Origin of the sequence: Streptococcus pseudopneumoniae, assembly GCF_038148955.1 — a bacterium.
In the GTDB taxonomy this organism is placed as follows: domain Bacteria; phylum Bacillota; class Bacilli; order Lactobacillales; family Streptococcaceae; genus Streptococcus; species Streptococcus pseudopneumoniae_T.
In genome coordinates this window covers 41,352-59,259 of record NZ_JBBJZY010000015.1, presented here as the reverse complement: position 1 = coordinate 59,259, position 17,908 = coordinate 41,352, and the positions used below count along the sequence as shown (strand labels likewise).

The 17,908-nt window shown below is 40.7% G+C and carries 15 protein-coding genes, 2 tRNA genes and 1 pseudogene; 17 read left to right on the top strand and 1 reads right to left on the bottom strand.

The annotated features are described in order from the left end of the window. The 17 genes and pseudogenes from WKI23_RS06685 to sufB all read left to right on the top strand — a co-directional run. A pseudogene (locus WKI23_RS06685) lies at window positions 1-109 on the top strand (aminoglycoside 6-adenylyltransferase); the annotation flags it as partial. A 29-nt stretch (window positions 110-138) separates the two neighbouring features. Beyond that, a complete protein-coding gene (locus tag WKI23_RS06680) occupies window positions 139-699 on the top strand; it encodes a GTP pyrophosphokinase (protein WP_368079369.1) in 561 nt (186 codons plus the stop codon). Window positions 700-1,190: 491 nt separating this feature from the next. After that, window positions 1,191-3,662: a DNA topoisomerase IV subunit A gene (gene parC / locus WKI23_RS06675; protein WP_368079368.1), complete on the top strand. Its 2,472-nt coding sequence runs from the start codon at window positions 1,191-1,193 to the stop codon at window positions 3,660-3,662. Window positions 3,663-3,796: 134 nt separating this feature from the next. After that, window positions 3,797-4,819, top strand: a complete 1,023-nt coding sequence (locus WKI23_RS06670) for a branched-chain amino acid aminotransferase (RefSeq protein ID WP_173274848.1) — start codon at window positions 3,797-3,799, stop codon at window positions 4,817-4,819. Between the two features lie 22 nt (window positions 4,820-4,841). Then, entirely contained in the window at window positions 4,842-6,809 is a 1,968-nt protein-coding gene (locus tag WKI23_RS06665; protein ID WP_368079367.1) for a peptide ABC transporter substrate-binding protein, read from the top strand. Window positions 6,810-6,906: 97 nt separating this feature from the next. Beyond that, window positions 6,907-7,137 (top strand): DUF2969 domain-containing protein, encoded by a 231-nt coding sequence (locus WKI23_RS06660; protein ID WP_033683467.1) that lies wholly within the window; start codon window positions 6,907-6,909, stop codon window positions 7,135-7,137. A 49-nt stretch (window positions 7,138-7,186) separates the two neighbouring features. After that, a tRNA-Tyr gene (locus WKI23_RS06655) sits at window positions 7,187-7,267 on the top strand. Window positions 7,268-7,276: 9 nt separating this feature from the next. Beyond that, window positions 7,277-7,348: transfer RNA gene (locus WKI23_RS06650), tRNA-Gln, on the top strand. 161 nt (window positions 7,349-7,509) lie between these two features. Beyond that, complete coding sequence (gene rpsA / locus WKI23_RS06645) at window positions 7,510-8,712, top strand: 30S ribosomal protein S1 (RefSeq protein WP_368079366.1); 1,203 nt, start codon at window positions 7,510-7,512, stop codon at window positions 8,710-8,712. 85 nt (window positions 8,713-8,797) lie between these two features. Continuing rightward, window positions 8,798-9,295: a GAF domain-containing protein gene (locus WKI23_RS06640; RefSeq protein ID WP_368079365.1), complete on the top strand. Its 498-nt coding sequence runs from the start codon at window positions 8,798-8,800 to the stop codon at window positions 9,293-9,295. Beyond that, complete coding sequence (gene dnaX, locus WKI23_RS06635) at window positions 9,295-10,950, top strand: DNA polymerase III subunit gamma/tau (RefSeq protein WP_368079370.1); 1,656 nt, start codon at window positions 9,295-9,297, stop codon at window positions 10,948-10,950. The genes WKI23_RS06640 and dnaX overlap by 1 nt, the downstream gene beginning before the upstream one ends. A 27-nt stretch (window positions 10,951-10,977) precedes the next feature. Further along, a complete protein-coding gene (locus tag WKI23_RS06630) occupies window positions 10,978-11,172 on the top strand; it encodes a DUF3272 domain-containing protein (RefSeq protein ID WP_001041547.1) in 195 nt (64 codons plus the stop codon). Between the two features lie 149 nt (window positions 11,173-11,321). After that, a complete protein-coding gene (sufC, locus tag WKI23_RS06625) occupies window positions 11,322-12,092 on the top strand; it encodes a Fe-S cluster assembly ATPase SufC (RefSeq protein ID WP_368079364.1) in 771 nt (256 codons plus the stop codon). A 27-nt stretch (window positions 12,093-12,119) separates the two neighbouring features. Further along, window positions 12,120-13,382 (top strand): Fe-S cluster assembly protein SufD, encoded by a 1,263-nt coding sequence (gene sufD / locus WKI23_RS06620; RefSeq protein WP_368079363.1) that lies wholly within the window; start codon window positions 12,120-12,122, stop codon window positions 13,380-13,382. A 10-nt stretch (window positions 13,383-13,392) separates the two neighbouring features. Next, window positions 13,393-14,619 (top strand): cysteine desulfurase, encoded by a 1,227-nt coding sequence (locus WKI23_RS06615; protein ID WP_368079362.1) that lies wholly within the window; start codon window positions 13,393-13,395, stop codon window positions 14,617-14,619. Beyond that, window positions 14,606-15,046, top strand: a complete 441-nt coding sequence (sufU, locus tag WKI23_RS06610; RefSeq protein WP_368079361.1) for a Fe-S cluster assembly sulfur transfer protein SufU — start codon at window positions 14,606-14,608, stop codon at window positions 15,044-15,046. The genes WKI23_RS06615 and sufU overlap by 14 nt, the downstream gene beginning before the upstream one ends. Before the next feature lie 57 nt (window positions 15,047-15,103). Beyond that, window positions 15,104-16,516: a Fe-S cluster assembly protein SufB gene (gene sufB / locus WKI23_RS06605; RefSeq protein ID WP_000797054.1), complete on the top strand. Its 1,413-nt coding sequence runs from the start codon at window positions 15,104-15,106 to the stop codon at window positions 16,514-16,516. Between the two features lie 85 nt (window positions 16,517-16,601). Here the strand turns inward: sufB and pbp3 are convergent, their stop codons facing one another. Then, window positions 16,602-17,843: a D-alanyl-D-alanine carboxypeptidase PBP3 gene (gene pbp3, locus WKI23_RS06600; RefSeq protein WP_368079360.1), complete on the bottom strand. Its 1,242-nt coding sequence runs from the start codon at window positions 17,841-17,843 to the stop codon at window positions 16,602-16,604. Between the last annotated feature and the right edge of the window lie 65 nt (window positions 17,844-17,908).

Sequence of the window (17,908 nt, the reverse complement as noted above, 5' to 3'; positions counted from 1 at the left end):
AGAAGCTCAAAGACTTGCTCAAAAGCTGGGCTTTGGCTACGATAAAGAAGTGGCTGAGAAGATGATTGAGTATGCTGAGGAAAGAGTGAAGAAGTTTGGGAATAACTAGAAAAATGAAAAAGCGAGAGGAGAAGACTCATGATTGAAAAAGTGGAACGCCTCATTACAGAGATTAATCGTATTCATCGAGAATATTCTAAAGATTATTTTGAAACAGGTAAGGTGGAAAAAATCAATCTTAAGCATACCTTTTCAAAAGTTCCGACTAAAGCGATTTTGTCCTACCGTCTGAATTTACATGAGTCAATTAATGACTATCTGATGAAAGCGGATGTCCAAGATATTGCCTATGTTTATCGTGTCAAGACTTCTGAGTCTATTTTAGATAAAATTACACGTTTTTCAGAGCGTCAAGAGGGCTATCCTGTGAATTCAATTCTTAATGATATTTTTGGTGCTCGTATTATTTTAAGTTCCAAAGAGATAGCTCAAGTCATGGAGAAATTAGATGATTGGCAAGAGATTTACGGACTAAAAAACTGGTATTTACGTGATAAAGATGGCTATGTCGGTATTCATATCTATTTTAAAAATAAAAGTAATTTTTACTACCCATGGGAACTCCAACTTTGGGATAAGAAAGATGTAGATAGTAATATCGCCAGCCATATCAAGTATAAACGAGGATTTGTGGAGTAGATATTTCAAGTGGAAATGGCGATACAGGAATTGGATGAAATTCACTTACTCTATATTTTTTCTTTTTCCATAGTATTTACTCTACATTCTTCGAAAGGAGTTGAACACGCCCTGAATGCTATGTGAAATTTCTTATTAACTGAAGCAACTTAACTGAAGCAACGCATTTTAAACACATTAAACTACAGAAAGGATCGTTTGGTTACTTATCGTAACTGAACACGGGACGAATTCTTAGGAAAAGAGATAAATCGCCTTGGGTTCATAGAACCTTACATCGATTTCCTATTTTTCTACAGACATTTTTAGTAAGCCAAATCGTCCCTTTATATCTTAACCGAACACCTTTTCTGTAAAAACCTACTCTATATTCTTTGAAAGGAGTTGAACACGCCCTAAATGACGCGTGAAAAAGACAAATTCTCTGGTGAGCTTGCTTACTTCAAGAATTTTCTATTTTCACTTGATATTTTACGGGCTCTGTATCCTATATGAGTAACATTCAAAACATGTCCCTTGAGGACATTATGGGAGAGCGCTTTGGTCGCTACTCCAAGTACATTATTCAAGACCGGGCTTTGCCAGACATTCGTGATGGCTTGAAGCCGGTTCAGCGCCGTATTCTTTATTCTATGAATAAAGATGGCAATACATTTGACAAGAGCTACCGCAAGTCAGCCAAGTCTGTCGGGAATATCATGGGGAATTTCCACCCACACGGTGATAGTTCTATCTATGATGCCATGGTTCGTATGTCACAGGACTGGAAAAATCGTGAGATTCTAGTTGAAATGCACGGTAATAACGGTTCTATGGACGGAGATCCGCCTGCGGCTATGCGTTATACTGAGGCGCGTTTATCTGAGATTGCAGGCTATCTTCTTCAGGACATCGATAAAAAGACAGTTCCCTTTGCTTGGAACTTTGACGATACCGAGAAAGAACCGACAGTCTTGCCAGCAGCCTTTCCAAATCTTTTGGTCAATGGTTCGACTGGTATTTCGGCTGGATATGCCACAGACATTCCTCCCCATAATTTGGCTGAGGTCATTGATGCTGCGGTTTACATGATTGACCACCCAACTGCAAAGGTTGATAAACTCATGGAATTCTTGCCCGGGCCGGATTTCCCTACAGGGGCTATCATCCAAGGCCGTGATGAAATCAAGAAGGCCTATGAAACTGGGAAAGGGCGCGTGGTTGTTCGTTCTAAGACTGAAATTGAAAAGCTAAAAGGTGGTAAGGAACAAATCGTTATCACTGAGATTCCTTATGAAATCAACAAAGCCAATCTGGTCAAGAAAATCGATGATGTTCGTGTCAATAACAAGGTGGCAGGTATTGCTGAGGTTCGTGATGAGTCTGACCGTGACGGTCTTCGCATTGCTATCGAACTAAAGAAAGACGCAAATACCGAGCTTGTTCTCAATTATCTATTCAAATATACTGACCTACAAATCAATTACAACTTTAACATGGTGGCGATTGACAATTTCACACCTCGTCAGGTTGGGATTGTTCCAATCTTATCTAGCTATATCGCCCACCGTCGTGAAGTAATTTTGGCGCGTTCCCGCTTTGACAAGGAAAAGGCTGAGAAACGTCTCCATATTGTCGAAGGTTTGATTCGCGTGATTTCGATTTTGGACGAAGTCATCGCCCTTATCCGCGCTTCTGAGAATAAGGCGGACGCCAAGGAAAATCTCAAGGTCAGCTATGATTTTACAGAAGAGCAGGCTGAGGCCATCGTGACCTTACAGCTTTACCGTTTGACCAATACAGATGTAGTTGTCTTGCAGGAGGAAGAAGCAGAACTTCGTGAGAAGATTGCCATGCTCGCTGCGATTATCGGTGATGAACGGACCATGTACAATCTTATGAAGAAAGAGCTTCGTGAGGTCAAGAAGAAATTTGCGACTCCACGTTTGAGTACTTTAGAAGACACAGCAAAAGTAATTGAGATTGATACAGCTAGTCTTATCGCTGAGGAAGATACCTACGTCAGCGTGACCAAGGCAGGTTACATCAAGCGTACCAGCCCACGTTCCTTTGCCGCTTCAACGCTGGAAGAAATTGGCAAGCGTGATGATGACCGTTTGATTTTTGTTCAATCTGCCAAGACCACCCAGCATCTTTTGATGTTCACGACCCTTGGAAATGTCATTTATCGACCAATTCATGAATTGGCAGATATTCGCTGGAAGGATATCGGAGAGCATCTGAGCCAGACCATTACAAACTTTGAAACGAATGAAGAAATCCTTTATGTGGAAGTCGTGGATCAGTTTGATGATGCGACAACCTACTTTGTAGCGACTCGTCTCGGTCAAATCAAGCGTGTAGAACGAAAAGAATTCACCCCATGGCGAACCTACAAGTCTAAGTCTGTCAAGTATGCTAAACTCAAAGACGAGACAGACCAGATTGTAGCAGTGGCTCCAATTAAATTGGATGATGTTCTCTTGATTAGTCGAAAGGGATATGCCCTTCGTTTTAATATCGAAGAGGTTCCGGTTGTTGGTGCTAAGGCAGCAGGTGTCAAAGCTATGAATTTGAAAGAAGATGATGTCCTCCAATCTGCCTTTATCTGTAATACCTCGTCCTTTTACCTCTTGACCCAGCGTGGAAGCTTGAAACGTGTTTCAACAGAGGAAATTCCAGCAACCAGCCGTGCCAAACGTGGTTTACAAGTCTTGCGTGAGTTGAAAAATAAACCGCATCGTGTCTTCTTAGCAGGAGCAGTTGCAGAACAAGGCTTCGTTGGTGACCTCTTTAGTACAGAAGTGGAAGAGAACGACCAAACTCTGCTTGTTCAATCCAACAAAGGAACAATCTATGAAAGCCGATTGCAAGACTTGAGTCTGTCAGAACGCACAAGTAACGGTAGCTTCATCTCTGACACGATTTCTGATGAAGAAGTTTTTGACGCTTATCTTAAAGAAGTATTTACTGAAGCTAAATAAGTGAAATGAAGAATCAGTTCTAAGAGCTGGTTCTTTTTATTGAAGAAATTTTCTGAAAATTACAAAATATACTTGCTATTTTAGAAAAATAGTGTAGAATATAAGAAATAGGTTTTTAGAATAAGGAGTGGAATATGACAGTAACGATTGATTGGGAAAACCTTGGTTTTTCCTATATGAAATTACCTTATCGCTATATTGCTCATTTTAAAAATGGACAATGGAATCAAGGAGAGCTTACAGAGGATGCAACTTTGCATATTTCAGAGTCTTCTCCAAGTCTCCACTATGGACAACAAGCATTTGAAGGTTTGAAAGCTTATCGTACTAAGGATGGCAGTGTTCAACTGTTCCGGCCTGATGAAAATGCCAAACGTCTGCAACGGACATGTGACCGTCTCTTAATGCCACAAGTTCCGACAGACATGTTTGTAGAAGCTTGTAAGGCGGTTGTCCGTGCCAATGAAGAATACGTACCACCGTACGGAACAGGTGGAACCCTCTATCTTCGCCCTCTTTTGATCGGTGTCGGAGATATTATCGGGGTAAAACCGGCAGAAGAGTATATTTTCACCATCTTTGCCATGCCAGTTGGAAATTACTTTAAGGGTGGTTTGGTTCCAACCAACTTCTTGATTCAGGATGAATACGACCGTGCCGCTCCAAATGGTACAGGTGCGGCTAAGGTTGGTGGGAACTATGCTGCCAGTCTCTTGCCAGGGAAATTGGCGAAATCACGTCATTTCTCAGATGTTATCTACCTAGACCCTTCAACTCATACAAAGATTGAAGAAGTCGGTTCAGCTAACTTCTTTGGAATTACAGCTGACAATGAGTTTGTAACACCATTGAGTCCATCTATCTTGCCATCTATTACTAAGTATTCTTTGCTTTATTTGGCAGAACACCGATTGGGCTTGACTCCTATTGAGGGGGATGTCCCAATTGATAACCTTGACCGTTTTGTAGAGGCAGGTGCCTGTGGTACAGCAGCAGTTATTTCGCCAATTGGTGGAATTCAGCACGGTAATGATTTCCATGTTTTCTATAGTGAAACAGAAGTTGGCCCTGTGACTCGTAAACTCTATGATGAATTGACAGGTATTCAGTTTGGTGATATTCCAGCGCCAGAAGGTTGGATTGTAAAAGTAGATTAAAAATATATTAAAGGAGATTTTTATGAAATCGAAAAAGTGGCTCTTAACAGCAGGAGTGGTCCTGAGCACAACAGCTCTCTTAGCAGCCTGTGGAAAAGCTGATAAAGAAGCAGATGCTCCGACAACATTTTCTTATGTCTATGCAGTGGATCCAGCATCCTTGGACTACAGCATAGCAACGCGTACATCCACAACAGATATTATCGGGAATGTCGTTGATGGTTTGATGGAAAATGATAAATATGGTAATGTTATTCCTTCTTTGGCTGAAGATTGGTCTGTCTCAAAAGATGGATTGACTTATACCTATAAACTTCGTAAAGGAGTGAAATGGTACACATCAGAAGGTGAAGAATACGCAGAAGTAACAGCCCATGACTTTGTGACAGGACTAAAACACGTCGCTGATGGTAAGTCAGACGGTGTTTCTCTCATCCAAAATTCAATCAAAGGCTTGGACGCCTATATGACTGGTGAAACCAATGATTTCTCTACAGTTGGTGTTAAAGCTTTGGATGACTATACAGTTGAGTATACATTGAATGCGCCAGAAAGTTTCTGGAATTCAAAAGTGACCACAGCAACGATGTTGCCTGTAAATGAAGAGTTTTTAAAGGCATCAGGAAAGAATTACGGAGAGGTTAGCCCAGCAGGTATTCTCTACAATGGCCCTTATTTCTTAAAAACATTGACTTCTAAATCGTTGATTGAATATGAAAAAAATCCAAATTACTGGGATAAAGAAAATGTTAAAATTGAGAAGATTAAATTGACCTACTACGATGGTTCAGATCAGGAGTCTTTGATCCGTAGCTTCTCCTCTGGTGCTTATACGACTGCTCGTCTCTTCCCAAGTAGTTCAAACTTTGCTTCAACTTTGGAACAATACGGAGATAAAATCACTTATAGCCCGCAAGATTCAAGTAGTTATTACTTTACTTTTAACGTAAATCGTCAGTCATACAATAAAACTGCGAAAACAAGCGAAGAGCAAAAGACTTCTACAAAAGAAGCGATGCTTAATAAGGACTTCCGTCAGGCTATCAACTTTGCCTTCAACCGCCATTCGTATGCTGCCCAGCTAAACGGTGAAGATGGTGCGGACAAGATTATTCGTAACAGCCTTGTTCCAGATAACTTCGTACAAGCTGGTGGTAAGAACTTTGGTCAAATCGCTCAAGCAGAGTTGGTGAACTATGGTGACCAATGGAAAGGTGTTGAGCTAGTTGACGGTAAAGATTCTATCTACAACCCTGAAAAGGCTAAAGTTGCTTTCGAAAAAGCTAAGAAAGACTTGGAATCTAAAGGGGTAACCTTCCCAATTCACTTGGATGTCCCGGTTGAACAAACAGATACTATCGCCGTTCAACAAAGCAACTCTTTCAAACAGTCTATTGAATCAACTCTTGGTGCTGAAAATGTTGTCATCGATGTACTTCAAATGACAGATAATGAAAAAGAAACGATTACATCACAAGCGCGTGTTCCTTCTCAAAAAGACTATGATTTGAACAGTACAGGATGGGCTCCGAGTTATCAAGATCCAGCATCTTACTTGAATATTATGGATCCAAAATCTGGTTCTGCCATGAAACACCTTGGTATTACGAAAGGAAAAGATAAGGATGTTGTAGCTAAACTTGGTTTGGATCAATATAAGAAATTGTTAGAAGATGCTGTTTCTGAGACCACTGACCTAGAGAAGAGATATGAAAAATATGCCAAAGCTCAAGCTTGGTTGACAGATAGTTCATTATTGATGCCTACAGCCTCATCTGGTGGTTCTCCAGTTGTAAGTAATGTTGTGCCATTCTCAAAACCATACTCACAAGTTGGTATTAAGGGTGATCCATATATCTTTAAAGGTATGAAATTGCAAAAAGATATCGTTACAACAAAAGAATATGAAGAAGCTCTTAAAAAATGGCAAAAAGACAAATTGGAATCTAATAGCAAGTACCAAAAAGAACTAGAAAAACACATTAAATAACGCAGAAAACTCTATATCAGACAAGCCTGATATAGAGTTTTTTCTTGCTAGTTTTAGGATTTTCTTGTAAAATAGAAAAAGTGAAGAGAGGTATGAAATGAGCAAGAAAGATAAAAAAATCGAAATTCAAGTAGCAGATGCTAAAGTTAATGTAGGAAAAGACAGTTTTGAAGGCTATACCTTGACTATTGGTAAAAAAATTATCGGAGAAATTGCCGAATTAGACGGACAATTTGCCATCATAAAGAATGGGAATGTCGATAGTTTTTATAAAAAATTGGAAAAAGCTGTGGAAATTTTGATTGAAAATTATAATTTAGCAAAATAAGTCTTGTTTTTTTGAAATTTTCATGATATAATAGTCCATGTTGATTGTAGGAGAGATAGCGAAGAGGCTAAACGCGGCGGACTGTAAATCCGCTCCTTCGGGTTCGGGGGTTCGAATCCCTCTCTCTCCATTTCATCAATGGGGTATAGCCAAGCGGTAAGGCAAGGGACTTTGACTCCCTCATGCGTTGGTTCGAATCCAGCTACCCCAGTTCTTAGGTAATAATCAAGATAAAAAGCAAAATATCTTAGGGTATTTTATTTTTATAATTGAAAGACGTGAATGATATGAACATGTCCTTGCGGGTGCTTAGGAAAAAAATTATAAGTATGTCAAGTTTAAGAAAAACTTGATTGTTGGAGGATTTTTTAGATGAACGAATTTGAAGATTTGCTAAATAGCGTTAGCCAAGTTGAGACTGGTGATGTTGTTAGTGCTGAAGTATTGACAGTTGATGCGACTCAAGCTAACGTTGCAATCTCTGGAACTGGTGTTGAAGGTGTCTTGACTCTTCGCGAATTGACAAACGATCGCGATGCAGATATCAATGACTTTGTTAAAGTAGGAGAAGTATTGGATGTTCTTGTACTTCGTCAAGTAGTTGGTAAAGATACTGATACAGTTACATACCTTGTATCTAAAAAACGCCTTGAAGCTCGCAAAGCATGGGACAAACTTGTTGGTCGCGAAGAAGAAGTTGTTACTGTTAAAGGAACTCGTGCCGTTAAAGGTGGACTTTCAGTAGAATTTGAAGGTGTTCGTGGATTTATCCCAGCTTCAATGTTGGATACTCGTTTCGTACGTAACACTGAGCGTTTTGTAGGTCAAGAATTTGAGGCTAAAATCAAAGAAGTTGACGCTAAAGAAAACCGCTTCATCCTTTCACGTCGTGAAGTTGTTGAAGCAGCTACTGCAGCAGCTCGCGCTGAAGTATTCGGTAAATTGGCTGTTGGTGATGTTGTAACTGGTAAAGTTGCACGTATCACAAGCTTTGGTGCTTTCATTGACCTTGGTGGTGTTGACGGATTGGTTCATTTGACTGAATTGTCACATGAACGTAACGTATCACCAAAATCAGTTGTAACTGTTGGTGAAGAAATTGAAGTGAAAATCCTTGATCTTAACGAAGAAGAAGGACGTGTATCACTTTCACTTAAGGCAACAGTACCAGGACCATGGGATGGCGTTGAGCAAAAATTGGCTAAAGGTGATGTAGTAGAAGGAACAGTTAAACGTTTGACTGACTTCGGTGCATTTGTTGAAGTATTGCCAGGTATCGATGGACTTGTTCACGTATCACAAATTTCACACAAACGTATTGAAAATCCAAAAGAAGCTCTTAAAGTTGGTCAAGAAGTTCAAGTTAAAGTTCTTGAAGTTAACGCAGATGCAGAGCGCGTATCACTTTCTATTAAAGCTCTTGAAGAGCGTCCAGCTCAAGAAGAAGGGCAAAAAGAAGAAAAACGTGCTGCTCGTCCACGTCGTCCAAAACGTCAAGAAAAACGTGATTTTGAACTTCCAGAAACACAAACAGGATTCTCAATGGCTGATTTGTTTGGTGATATCGAACTTTAATCAAATTGAAAATTCACAAAATCCTTTGTTTACTAAACAAGGGATTTTTCTTTTGTCTCTGCTCCTTTTTTGATATAATAGTTCTATGTTAGAATCAGAAAAACAATCACGTTATCAAATGTTAAATGAAGAATTGTCCTTCCTATTGGAAGGCGAGACCAATGTTTTAGCTAATCTTTCCAATGCCAGTGCCCTCATAAAATCACGTTTTCCTAATACCGTATTTGCAGGTTTTTATTTGTTTGATGGAAAGGAATTGGTTTTAGGTCCCTTCCAAGGAGGTGTTTCCTGCATCCGTATTGCACTTGGGAAAGGTGTCTGTGGGGAGGCAGCTCACTTTCAGGAAACTGTTATTGTTGGAGATGTGACGACCTATCCCAACTATATTTCTTGTGATAGTCTAGCTAAAAGTGAAATTGTGGTACCGATGATGAAGAATGGTCAGTTACTTGGAGTTCTGGATCTGGATTCTTCAGAGATTGAGGATTACGATGCAACGGATCGAGATTATTTGGAACAATTTGTCGCGATTTTGCTTGAAAAGACGGAATGGGACTTTACAATGTTTGGGGAAAAATCTTAATGTATCAAGCACTTTATCGAAAATATAGAAGTCAAAACTTCTCCCAGTTGGTTGGTCAAGAAGTTGTGGCTAAGACTCTTAAACAAGCAGTGGAGCAAGAGAAAATAAGTCATGCCTATCTTTTTTCTGGTCCACGTGGAACGGGAAAAACCAGTGTAGCTAAGATATTTGCCAAAGCTATGAACTGCCCCAATCAAGTGGGTGGGGAACCTTGCAATAACTGCTATATTTGTCAGGCAGTGACGGACGGTAGTTTAGAAGATGTCATTGAAATGGATGCGGCCTCTAATAATGGGGTTGATGAAATTCGTGAAATTCGTGATAAATCTACCTATGCGCCTAGCCTTGCTCGTTATAAGGTTTATATCATAGATGAGGTTCACATGCTGTCTACAGGGGCTTTTAATGCCCTCCTAAAGACGCTGGAAGAGCCAACACAGAATGTAGTCTTTATTTTGGCCACTACTGAATTGCACAAGATTCCTGCCACTATTCTATCCCGTGTCCAACGTTTTGAGTTTAAATCAATTAAGACACAAGATATTAAGGAACATATCCACTATATCTTAGAAAAGGAAAATATCAGTTCGGAACCAGAGGCTGTGGAAATTATTGCCAGACGAGCTGAAGGTGGGATGCGGGACGCCTTGTCTATTTTGGATCAAGCCCTGAGTTTGACACAGGGAAATGAATTGACGACTTCCATCTCTGAAGAAATTACTGGCACCATTAGCCTATCAGCCTTGGATGATTATGTGGCGGCCTTGTCTCAACAGGATGTTCCCAAAGCTTTGTCTTGCTTGAATCTTCTCTTTGACAATGGTAAGAGCATGACTCGTTTTGTGACCGACCTTTTGCACTATTTAAGAGATTTGTTAATTGTTCAAACAGGGGGAGAAAATACTCACCATAGTTTAGTCTTTGTAGAGAATCTGGCTATTTCTCAGGAAAATCTGTTTGAAATGATTCGCTTAGCGACAGTGAGTTTAGCAGATATTAAGTCTAGTTTGCAGCCCAAGATTTATGCTGAGATGATGACCATTCGTTTAGCGGAGATTAAGCCTGAACCAGCTCTTTCAGGGGCGGTTGAAAGTGAAATTGCTACGCTGAGACAGGAAGTTGCCCGTCTCAAACAAGAACTCGCCAATGTGGGAACTGTGCCCAAGCCACCAAGTCCAGCTCCTAGTCGCCCAGCAGCAGGTAAGACAGTCTATCGTGTGGATCGCAATAAAGTGCAATCTATCTTACAAGAGGCCGTCGAAAATCCTGATTTAGCACGTCAAAACCTGATTCGTTTGCAGAATGCCTGGGGAGAGGTAATTGAAAGTCTTGGGGGGCCTGATAAGGCTTTGCTGGTTGGTTCTCAACCGGTTGCGGCCAATGAACACCATGCTATTCTTGCTTTTGAGTCTAACTTCAATGCTGGTCAAACCATGAAACGAGACAATCTCAATACCATGTTTGGCAATATCCTCAGTCAGGCAGCAGGTTTTTCACCTGAGATTTTAGCTATTTCCATGGAGGAATGGAAAGAAGTTCGTGCAGCCTTTTCAGCCAAAGCTAAATCTTCTCAAGCTGAAAAAGAAGCAGAAGAAAGTTTGATTCCAGAAGGTTTTGAATTTTTAGCGGATAAAGTGAAGGTAGAGGAAGACTAAAGAAAGATTTCATGATACAATAAGTTTATGAATAAACAACAATTTATTATTATGGCGCTGTTTACAGCTGCTGAGACCTATTTTTTCAATGAAGCCTGGATGACGGGGCGCTATATTATGGCAGCCTTTTGGGCAATTTTACTCTTTAGAAATTTCCGAGTCAGTTATGTGATGGGCAAAATCGTTGATGTCATCGATCAGCATTTTAATAGGAAAGACTAGCCCTTAGCTTCCAGACAAAATCAAAGCCTTTTAGGCTTTTTTTTGTTATACTAGAAAAGTATATTTATAGACCTTTTACTCTATTTCTGGGGAAACCAGACGTTTTTCTAGTAAGTACTGTAAAAGTCTTGAAAAAGAAAGGAACTATCATGTCAGTATTCGAGATCAAAGATCTTCACGTTGAGATTGAAGGAAAAGAAATTTTAAAAGGGGTTAACCTGACCCTTAAAACAGGAGAAATTGCCGCTATCATGGGACCAAATGGTACTGGTAAATCGACTCTTTCAGCCGCTATCATGGGAAATCCAAACTATGAAGTTACCAAAGGTGAAGTCTTGTTTGACGGTGTAAACATCCTTGAGTTGGAAGTAGACGAGCGTGCGCGTATGGGACTTTTCCTTGCAATGCAATATCCATCAGAAATTCCTGGAATTACTAACGCTGAGTTTCTTCGTGCAGCCATGAATGCTGGTAAGGAAGATGATGAAAAGATTTCAGTTCGTGAGTTCATTACTAAGCTAGATGAAAAAATGGAATTGCTCAACATGAAAGAAGAAATGGCAGAGCGTTACCTCAACGAAGGTTTCTCTGGTGGTGAGAAAAAACGTAATGAAATTCTTCAACTCTTGATGTTGGAACCAACTTTTGCCCTTTTGGATGAGATTGACTCAGGTCTTGATATTGACGCTCTTAAAGTTGTATCTAAAGGTGTGAATGCCATGCGTGGTGAAGGATTTGGTGCTATGATTATCACTCACTACCAACGTCTTTTGAACTACATCACACCTGATGTGGTACATGTGATGATGGAAGGTCGTGTTGTCCTTTCTGGTGGTCCAGAATTAGCTGCGCGTTTGGAACGTGAAGGATACGCAAAACTAGCTGAAGAGCTTGGCTACGATTATAAGGAAGAATTGTAATTTCCTCGTATCTTTTAGGAGAAGTAAATGACTAAAGAAACTATTAAACTTTTTTCAGAAATGCACGCTGAACCAAGCTGGTTGGCTGACCTCCGTCAAAAAGCTTTTGATAAGATTGAGAGTTTAGAATTACCAGTTATTGAGCGTGTCAAATTCCACCGTTGGAATCTCGGTGATGGAACCATTACAGAAAGTGAGCCATCAGCAAATGTTCCAGATTTCACTGCACTAGATAACCACTTGAAGTTGGTGCAAGTAGGAACTCAAACTGTTTTTGAGCAAATTCCAGTTGAATTGGCTCAACAGGGTGTTGTCTTTACAGACTTTCACTCAGCTTTAGAAGAAATTCCAGATCTTATTGAGGAATTCTTCATGTCATCTGTCAAGTATGACGATGATAAATTGGCAGCCTACCACACAGCTTATTTTAACAGTGGTGCTGTTCTCTACATTCCTGATAACGTTGAGATTAAAGAACCAATCGAGGGTATTTTCTATCAAGACAGCGATAGCGATGTACCGTTTAACAAGCATATTATGATTATCGCTGGTAAAAATTCTAAGATTAGTTATCTGGAGCGTTTAGAGTCACGCGGTGAAGGAAGTGCCAAAGCAACTGCTAATATCACAGTAGAAGTGATTGCACGTTCAGGTGCGCAAGTGAAGTTTGCGGCTATTGACCGTCTAGGTGAAAACGTCACTGCTTACATTAGCCGTCGTGGTAAATTGGGTAACGATGCAAGTATTGACTGGGCAATCGGTGTTATGAACGAAGGAAATGTCGTTGCGGACTTTGATAGTGATTTGATTGGTAACGGTAGCCATGCCGACCTAAAAGTGGTAGCTCTTTCAAGTGGACGTCAGGTTCAAGGGATTGATACCCGCGTAACCAACTATGGCTGCAACTCTATCGGAAATATCCTCCAACATGGGGTTATTCTTGAAAAAGCAACTTTGACCTTCAACGGTATTGGCCATATCATCAAGGGTGCTAAGGGAGCTGATGCGCAACAAGAAAGCCGTGTTCTCATGCTTTCAGACCAAGCGCGTTCAGATGCCAACCCAATTCTTTTGATTGATGAAAATGACGTAACTGCTGGTCACGCGGCTTCTATCGGACAAGTAGATCCAGAAGACATGTACTATCTCATGAGTCGTGGCTTGGACAAAGCAACTGCAGAGCGCTTGGTTGTTCGAGGTTTCCTTGGATCCGTTATTGTTGAGATTCCAGTCAAAGAAGTTCGTGATGAAATGATTGCAACGATCGAAGAAAAATTGTCAAAACGCTAAGGGGAAGCCGATGTTAGATGTAGAAGCGATTCGCAAGGATTTTCCAATTTTAGACCAGATTGTTAACGATGAACCGTTGGTCTATCTGGACAATGCCGCGACGACACAAAAACCACTAGCAGTTTTGGAAACAATCAACCGCTACTATGAACATGATAATGCCAATGTTCACCGTGGTGTTCATACCTTGGCAGAGCGGGCGACAGCTTCCTATGAGGCGGCTCGTGAAACCATTCGTAAGTTTATCAATGCAGGTTCGACAAAGGAAGTTCTCTTTACTAGAGGAACGACAACCAGTCTGAACTGGGTAGCTCGCTTTGCAGAGGAAGTTCTGACTGAAGGAGACCAAGTTTTGATTTCTGTCATGGAACACCATTCCAATATTATTCCTTGGCAGGAAGCCTGTCGCAAGACTGGAGCTGAGCTTGTTTATGTCTATCTCAAAGACGGAGCTCTGGATATGGATGACTTACGAGTTAAATTGACGGACAAGGTCAAGTTTGTTTCGCTAGCTCATGCCTCAAATGTTCTTGGTGTGGTCAATCCGATCAAAGAAATCACCCAATTAGCCCACCAAGTTGGAGCTATCATGGTGGTGGATGGTGCTCAATCTACACCCCATATGAAGATTGATGTTCAGGACTTGGATGTGGACTTCTTCGCCTTTTCAGGTCACAAGATGGCTGGTCCGACTGGTATCGGTGTCCTTTACGGCAAAGAGAAGTATCTGGAACAAATGTCACCTCTTGAATTTGGTGGCGAGATGATTGATTTCGTCTATGAGCAAACTGCTAGTTGGAAGGAATTGCCTTGGAAATTTGAGGCTGGAACGCCAAATATGGCAGGTGCTATTGGACTTGCTGTGGCAGTGGAGTATCTGGAAAAGATTGGTATGGATGCGATTGAAGCTCATGAACAAGAATTGATTGCATACGTATTTCCAAAATTGCAGGCAATCGATGGATTGACCATTTACGGTTCACAGGACTTGGCTCAACGTTCAGGTGTCATTGCCTTTAACCTAGGCGACCTTCATCCTCACGACCTTGCGACTGCTTTGGATTATGAAGGAGTGGCTGTTCGAGCAGGTCACCATTGCGCTCAACCCTTGCTCCAGTATTTGGATGTTCCAGCAATAGCTCGTGCAAGTTTTTATATCTATAATACCAAGGCAGATTGTGACAAGCTAGTCGATGCCTTACAAAAGACAAAGGAGTTTTTCAATGGCACTTTCTAAACTAGATAGCCTCTATATGGCAGTGGTAGCGGACCATTCGAAAAATCCACATCATCAAGGGAAGTTGGATGATGCTGAGCAAATCAGTCTCAACAATCCGACCTGTGGGGATGTTATCAATCTCTCCGTCAAGTTTGATGCAGAGGATCGTTTGGAAGATATCGCTTTTCTAAACTCAGGTTGTACCATCTCGACTGCCTCTGCGAGCATGATGACAGATGCCGTTTTGGGTAAGACAAAGCAAGAAATCTTAGAACTTGCGACTATTTTTTCTGAAATGGTTCAAGGGCAAAAAGATGACAGACAAGATAGTCTTGGTGATGCTGCTTTCTTGTCAGGTGTTGCCAAATTCCCTCAACGAATCAAGTGTGCAACCCTAGCTTGGAACGCCCTCAAGAAAACAATTGAAAATCAAGAAAATAACTAAGACAAGTTTCTTTTGTCTTATGAATTAGTAGAAATGAAGAATGAAAGAAAGGATATTATGGCTGAAGAAAGAGTAGAACCAAAACCAATTGACCTTGGTGAATATAAATTTGGTTTCCATGACGATGTAGAGCCTGTCCTATCGACAGGAAAAGGATTGAACGAAGATGTCATTCGCGAACTATCAGCTGCGAAGGGAGAACCTGAGTGGATGTTAGAATTCCGTTTGAAGTCTTATGAAACCTTCAAAAAAATGCCCATGCAAACTTGGGGAGCAGACTTGTCAGAGATTGACTTTGATGACTTGATCTACTACCAAAAACCATCTGATAAACCTGCCCGTTCTTGGGATGAAGTTCCAGAAAAAATCAAAGAAACCTTTGAACGTATCGGGATTCCTGAAGCTGAGCGTGCTTATTTAGCAGGCGCTTCTGCCCAGTACGAGTCAGAAGTGGTTTACCACAACATGAAGGAAGAGTTCCAAAAATTGGGGATTATCTTTACAGATACGGATTCTGCCCTCAAGGAATACCCAGACTTGTTTAAACAATACTTTGCGAAGTTGGTACCGCCAACAGATAACAAATTGGCTGCCCTCAACTCAGCAGTATGGTCAGGTGGAACCTTTATCTACGTACCAAAAGGGGTAAAGGTAGATATTCCGCTTCAAACTTACTTCCGTATCAACAACGAGAATACAGGTCAGTTTGAACGTACCTTGATTATCGTTGATGAGGGAGCAAGTGTCCACTACGTTGAAGGATGTACAGCACCAACTTATTCAAGTAACAGTTTGCATGCGGCTATCGTAGAAATCTTTGCCTTGGATGGAGCTTATATGCGTTATACGACTATTCAAAACTGGTCTGATAACGTCTATAACTTGGTAACAAAGCGTGCTAAGGCTCAAAAGGATGCCACTGTTGAGTGGATTGATGGTAACTTGGGTGCAAAGACTACTATGAAATACCCATCTGTTTACCTAGATGGAGAAGGGGCGCGTGGTACTATGCTTTCTATTGCCTTTGCTAATGCAGGACAACATCAAGATACGGGTGCTAAGATGATCCACAATGCTCCACATACAAGCTCATCTATCGTGTCTAAATCCATCGCTAAAGGCGGAGGAAAGGTGGACTACCGTGGACAGGTAACCTTTAATAAGAACTCTAAAAAATCTGTTTCTCACATCGAGTGTGACACCATTATCATGGATGACTTGTCAGCATCAGATACCATTCCATTTAATGAAATCCACAACTCGCAAGTCGCTTTGGAACACGAAGCTAAGGTATCTAAGATTTCAGAAGAGCAACTCTATTACCTCATGAGTCGTGGCTTGTCAGAATCTGAGGCAACTGAGATGATTGTCATGGGATTTGTAGAGCCCTTCACAAAAGAACTTCCAATGGAATACGCAGTTGAGCTGAACCGCTTGATTAGCTATGAAATGGAAGGATCAGTCGGATAAAATTTGATTTTAAATTTACCCAAAATCAAGGTCTTTGAAGATGAACTTGTAACAAAAAAATCGCGATTTTAAACCGCGATTTTTTTTATAATTTCTCATTAACAAATCGGATAAACTGATTCCACCAAACTTTTAAGAAGAAAGCTTTTTCAACATTCTTTTCTGCTACCATTTCGAAACTAGGGCGCTCTGTGGTGATGTAACCTTGACCAATCAAGTCCTTGTCTTCGTAAGTCAAATGGCCAACTACTGTTCCAGCTTCAAGTGGTGCTGGGATTGCTTTAGAATCAGGTGTGAATTGAATAGATTGGGAAGATTGATTCCCAACACGTTCAATTAGATAGATATCCTCTGGGGCCACTGCAGTGACCGTATCTTCTTTTCCATCTTGTACAGGGGCTTTGCTATCTTGATAGGCATCGCCTTGCTGAACGATTTTACGAAGTGTAAATGTAGAAGAAATATAATCCATTAGGGAAGATGTAGCTGTAAAGCGAGCGTAAGGATTATTATCTTGATGGTCTGCATTCAAAACAACTGTGATAACCCTCATCCCTTTTTCGACAGTAGTACCAACAAAAGACTCTCCAGCTTTGTCTGTTGTTCCTGTTTTCAGTCCATCAAAACCACCACGGTAAGCAGGCATGCCTTCTAACATGTAGTTGGTTGAAGTGATTGTCATTCCAGCAAAAGTAGAAGAAGGTTTTTTGGTGATTTCTAAGACTTGTGGGTATTTTTTGATGAGGTTGCGAGCAACGATAGCAACATCATAAGCACTGAGCTTATTTTCATCATCTTTATTAGATCCTGGGTAAATATTATCTCCTAGAGTCTCGTTGTTAAGACCAGTTGTATTGACAAGGGTGGCATCTTTGATTCCCCATTCCAAGAGTTTGGCACGCATCATATCAACGAAGTCTTTCTCTGAGCCAGCAATTTTCTCAGCTAGGGCAATAGCGGCACTGTTGGCACTAGATACCAGGGTTGCTTCAAGCAACTCTTCGACGGTATAATTACGGGCCTCCATAGGAACATTACTGGCTTCGGAATTTGTCGTTAATTGATAAGGATAATCAGAAATATCTACAGGAGTGGAGAGGGTAATACTTCCGTTTTCCAGAGCTTCATAGACCAGATAAACAGTAATCAATTTTGTGATGGAAGCAATTTCGACAGGTTGCGTTGCATCCTTCTCATAGAGAATTTTACCAGTATTTGCCTCAACAGCGATGGCATGTTTAGCGGCAATGGTAAAATCTTGAGCAACAGCAGTAGAAGCACCTCCTAAAAGGGAGACAGTTAATAAAGTTAAAAATATTTTTTTCATAGTAGTTTTATTCTATCATAAAGAAAAAAAATATTCTTGCTTTAATAATTCATCCGTTAAGCTTT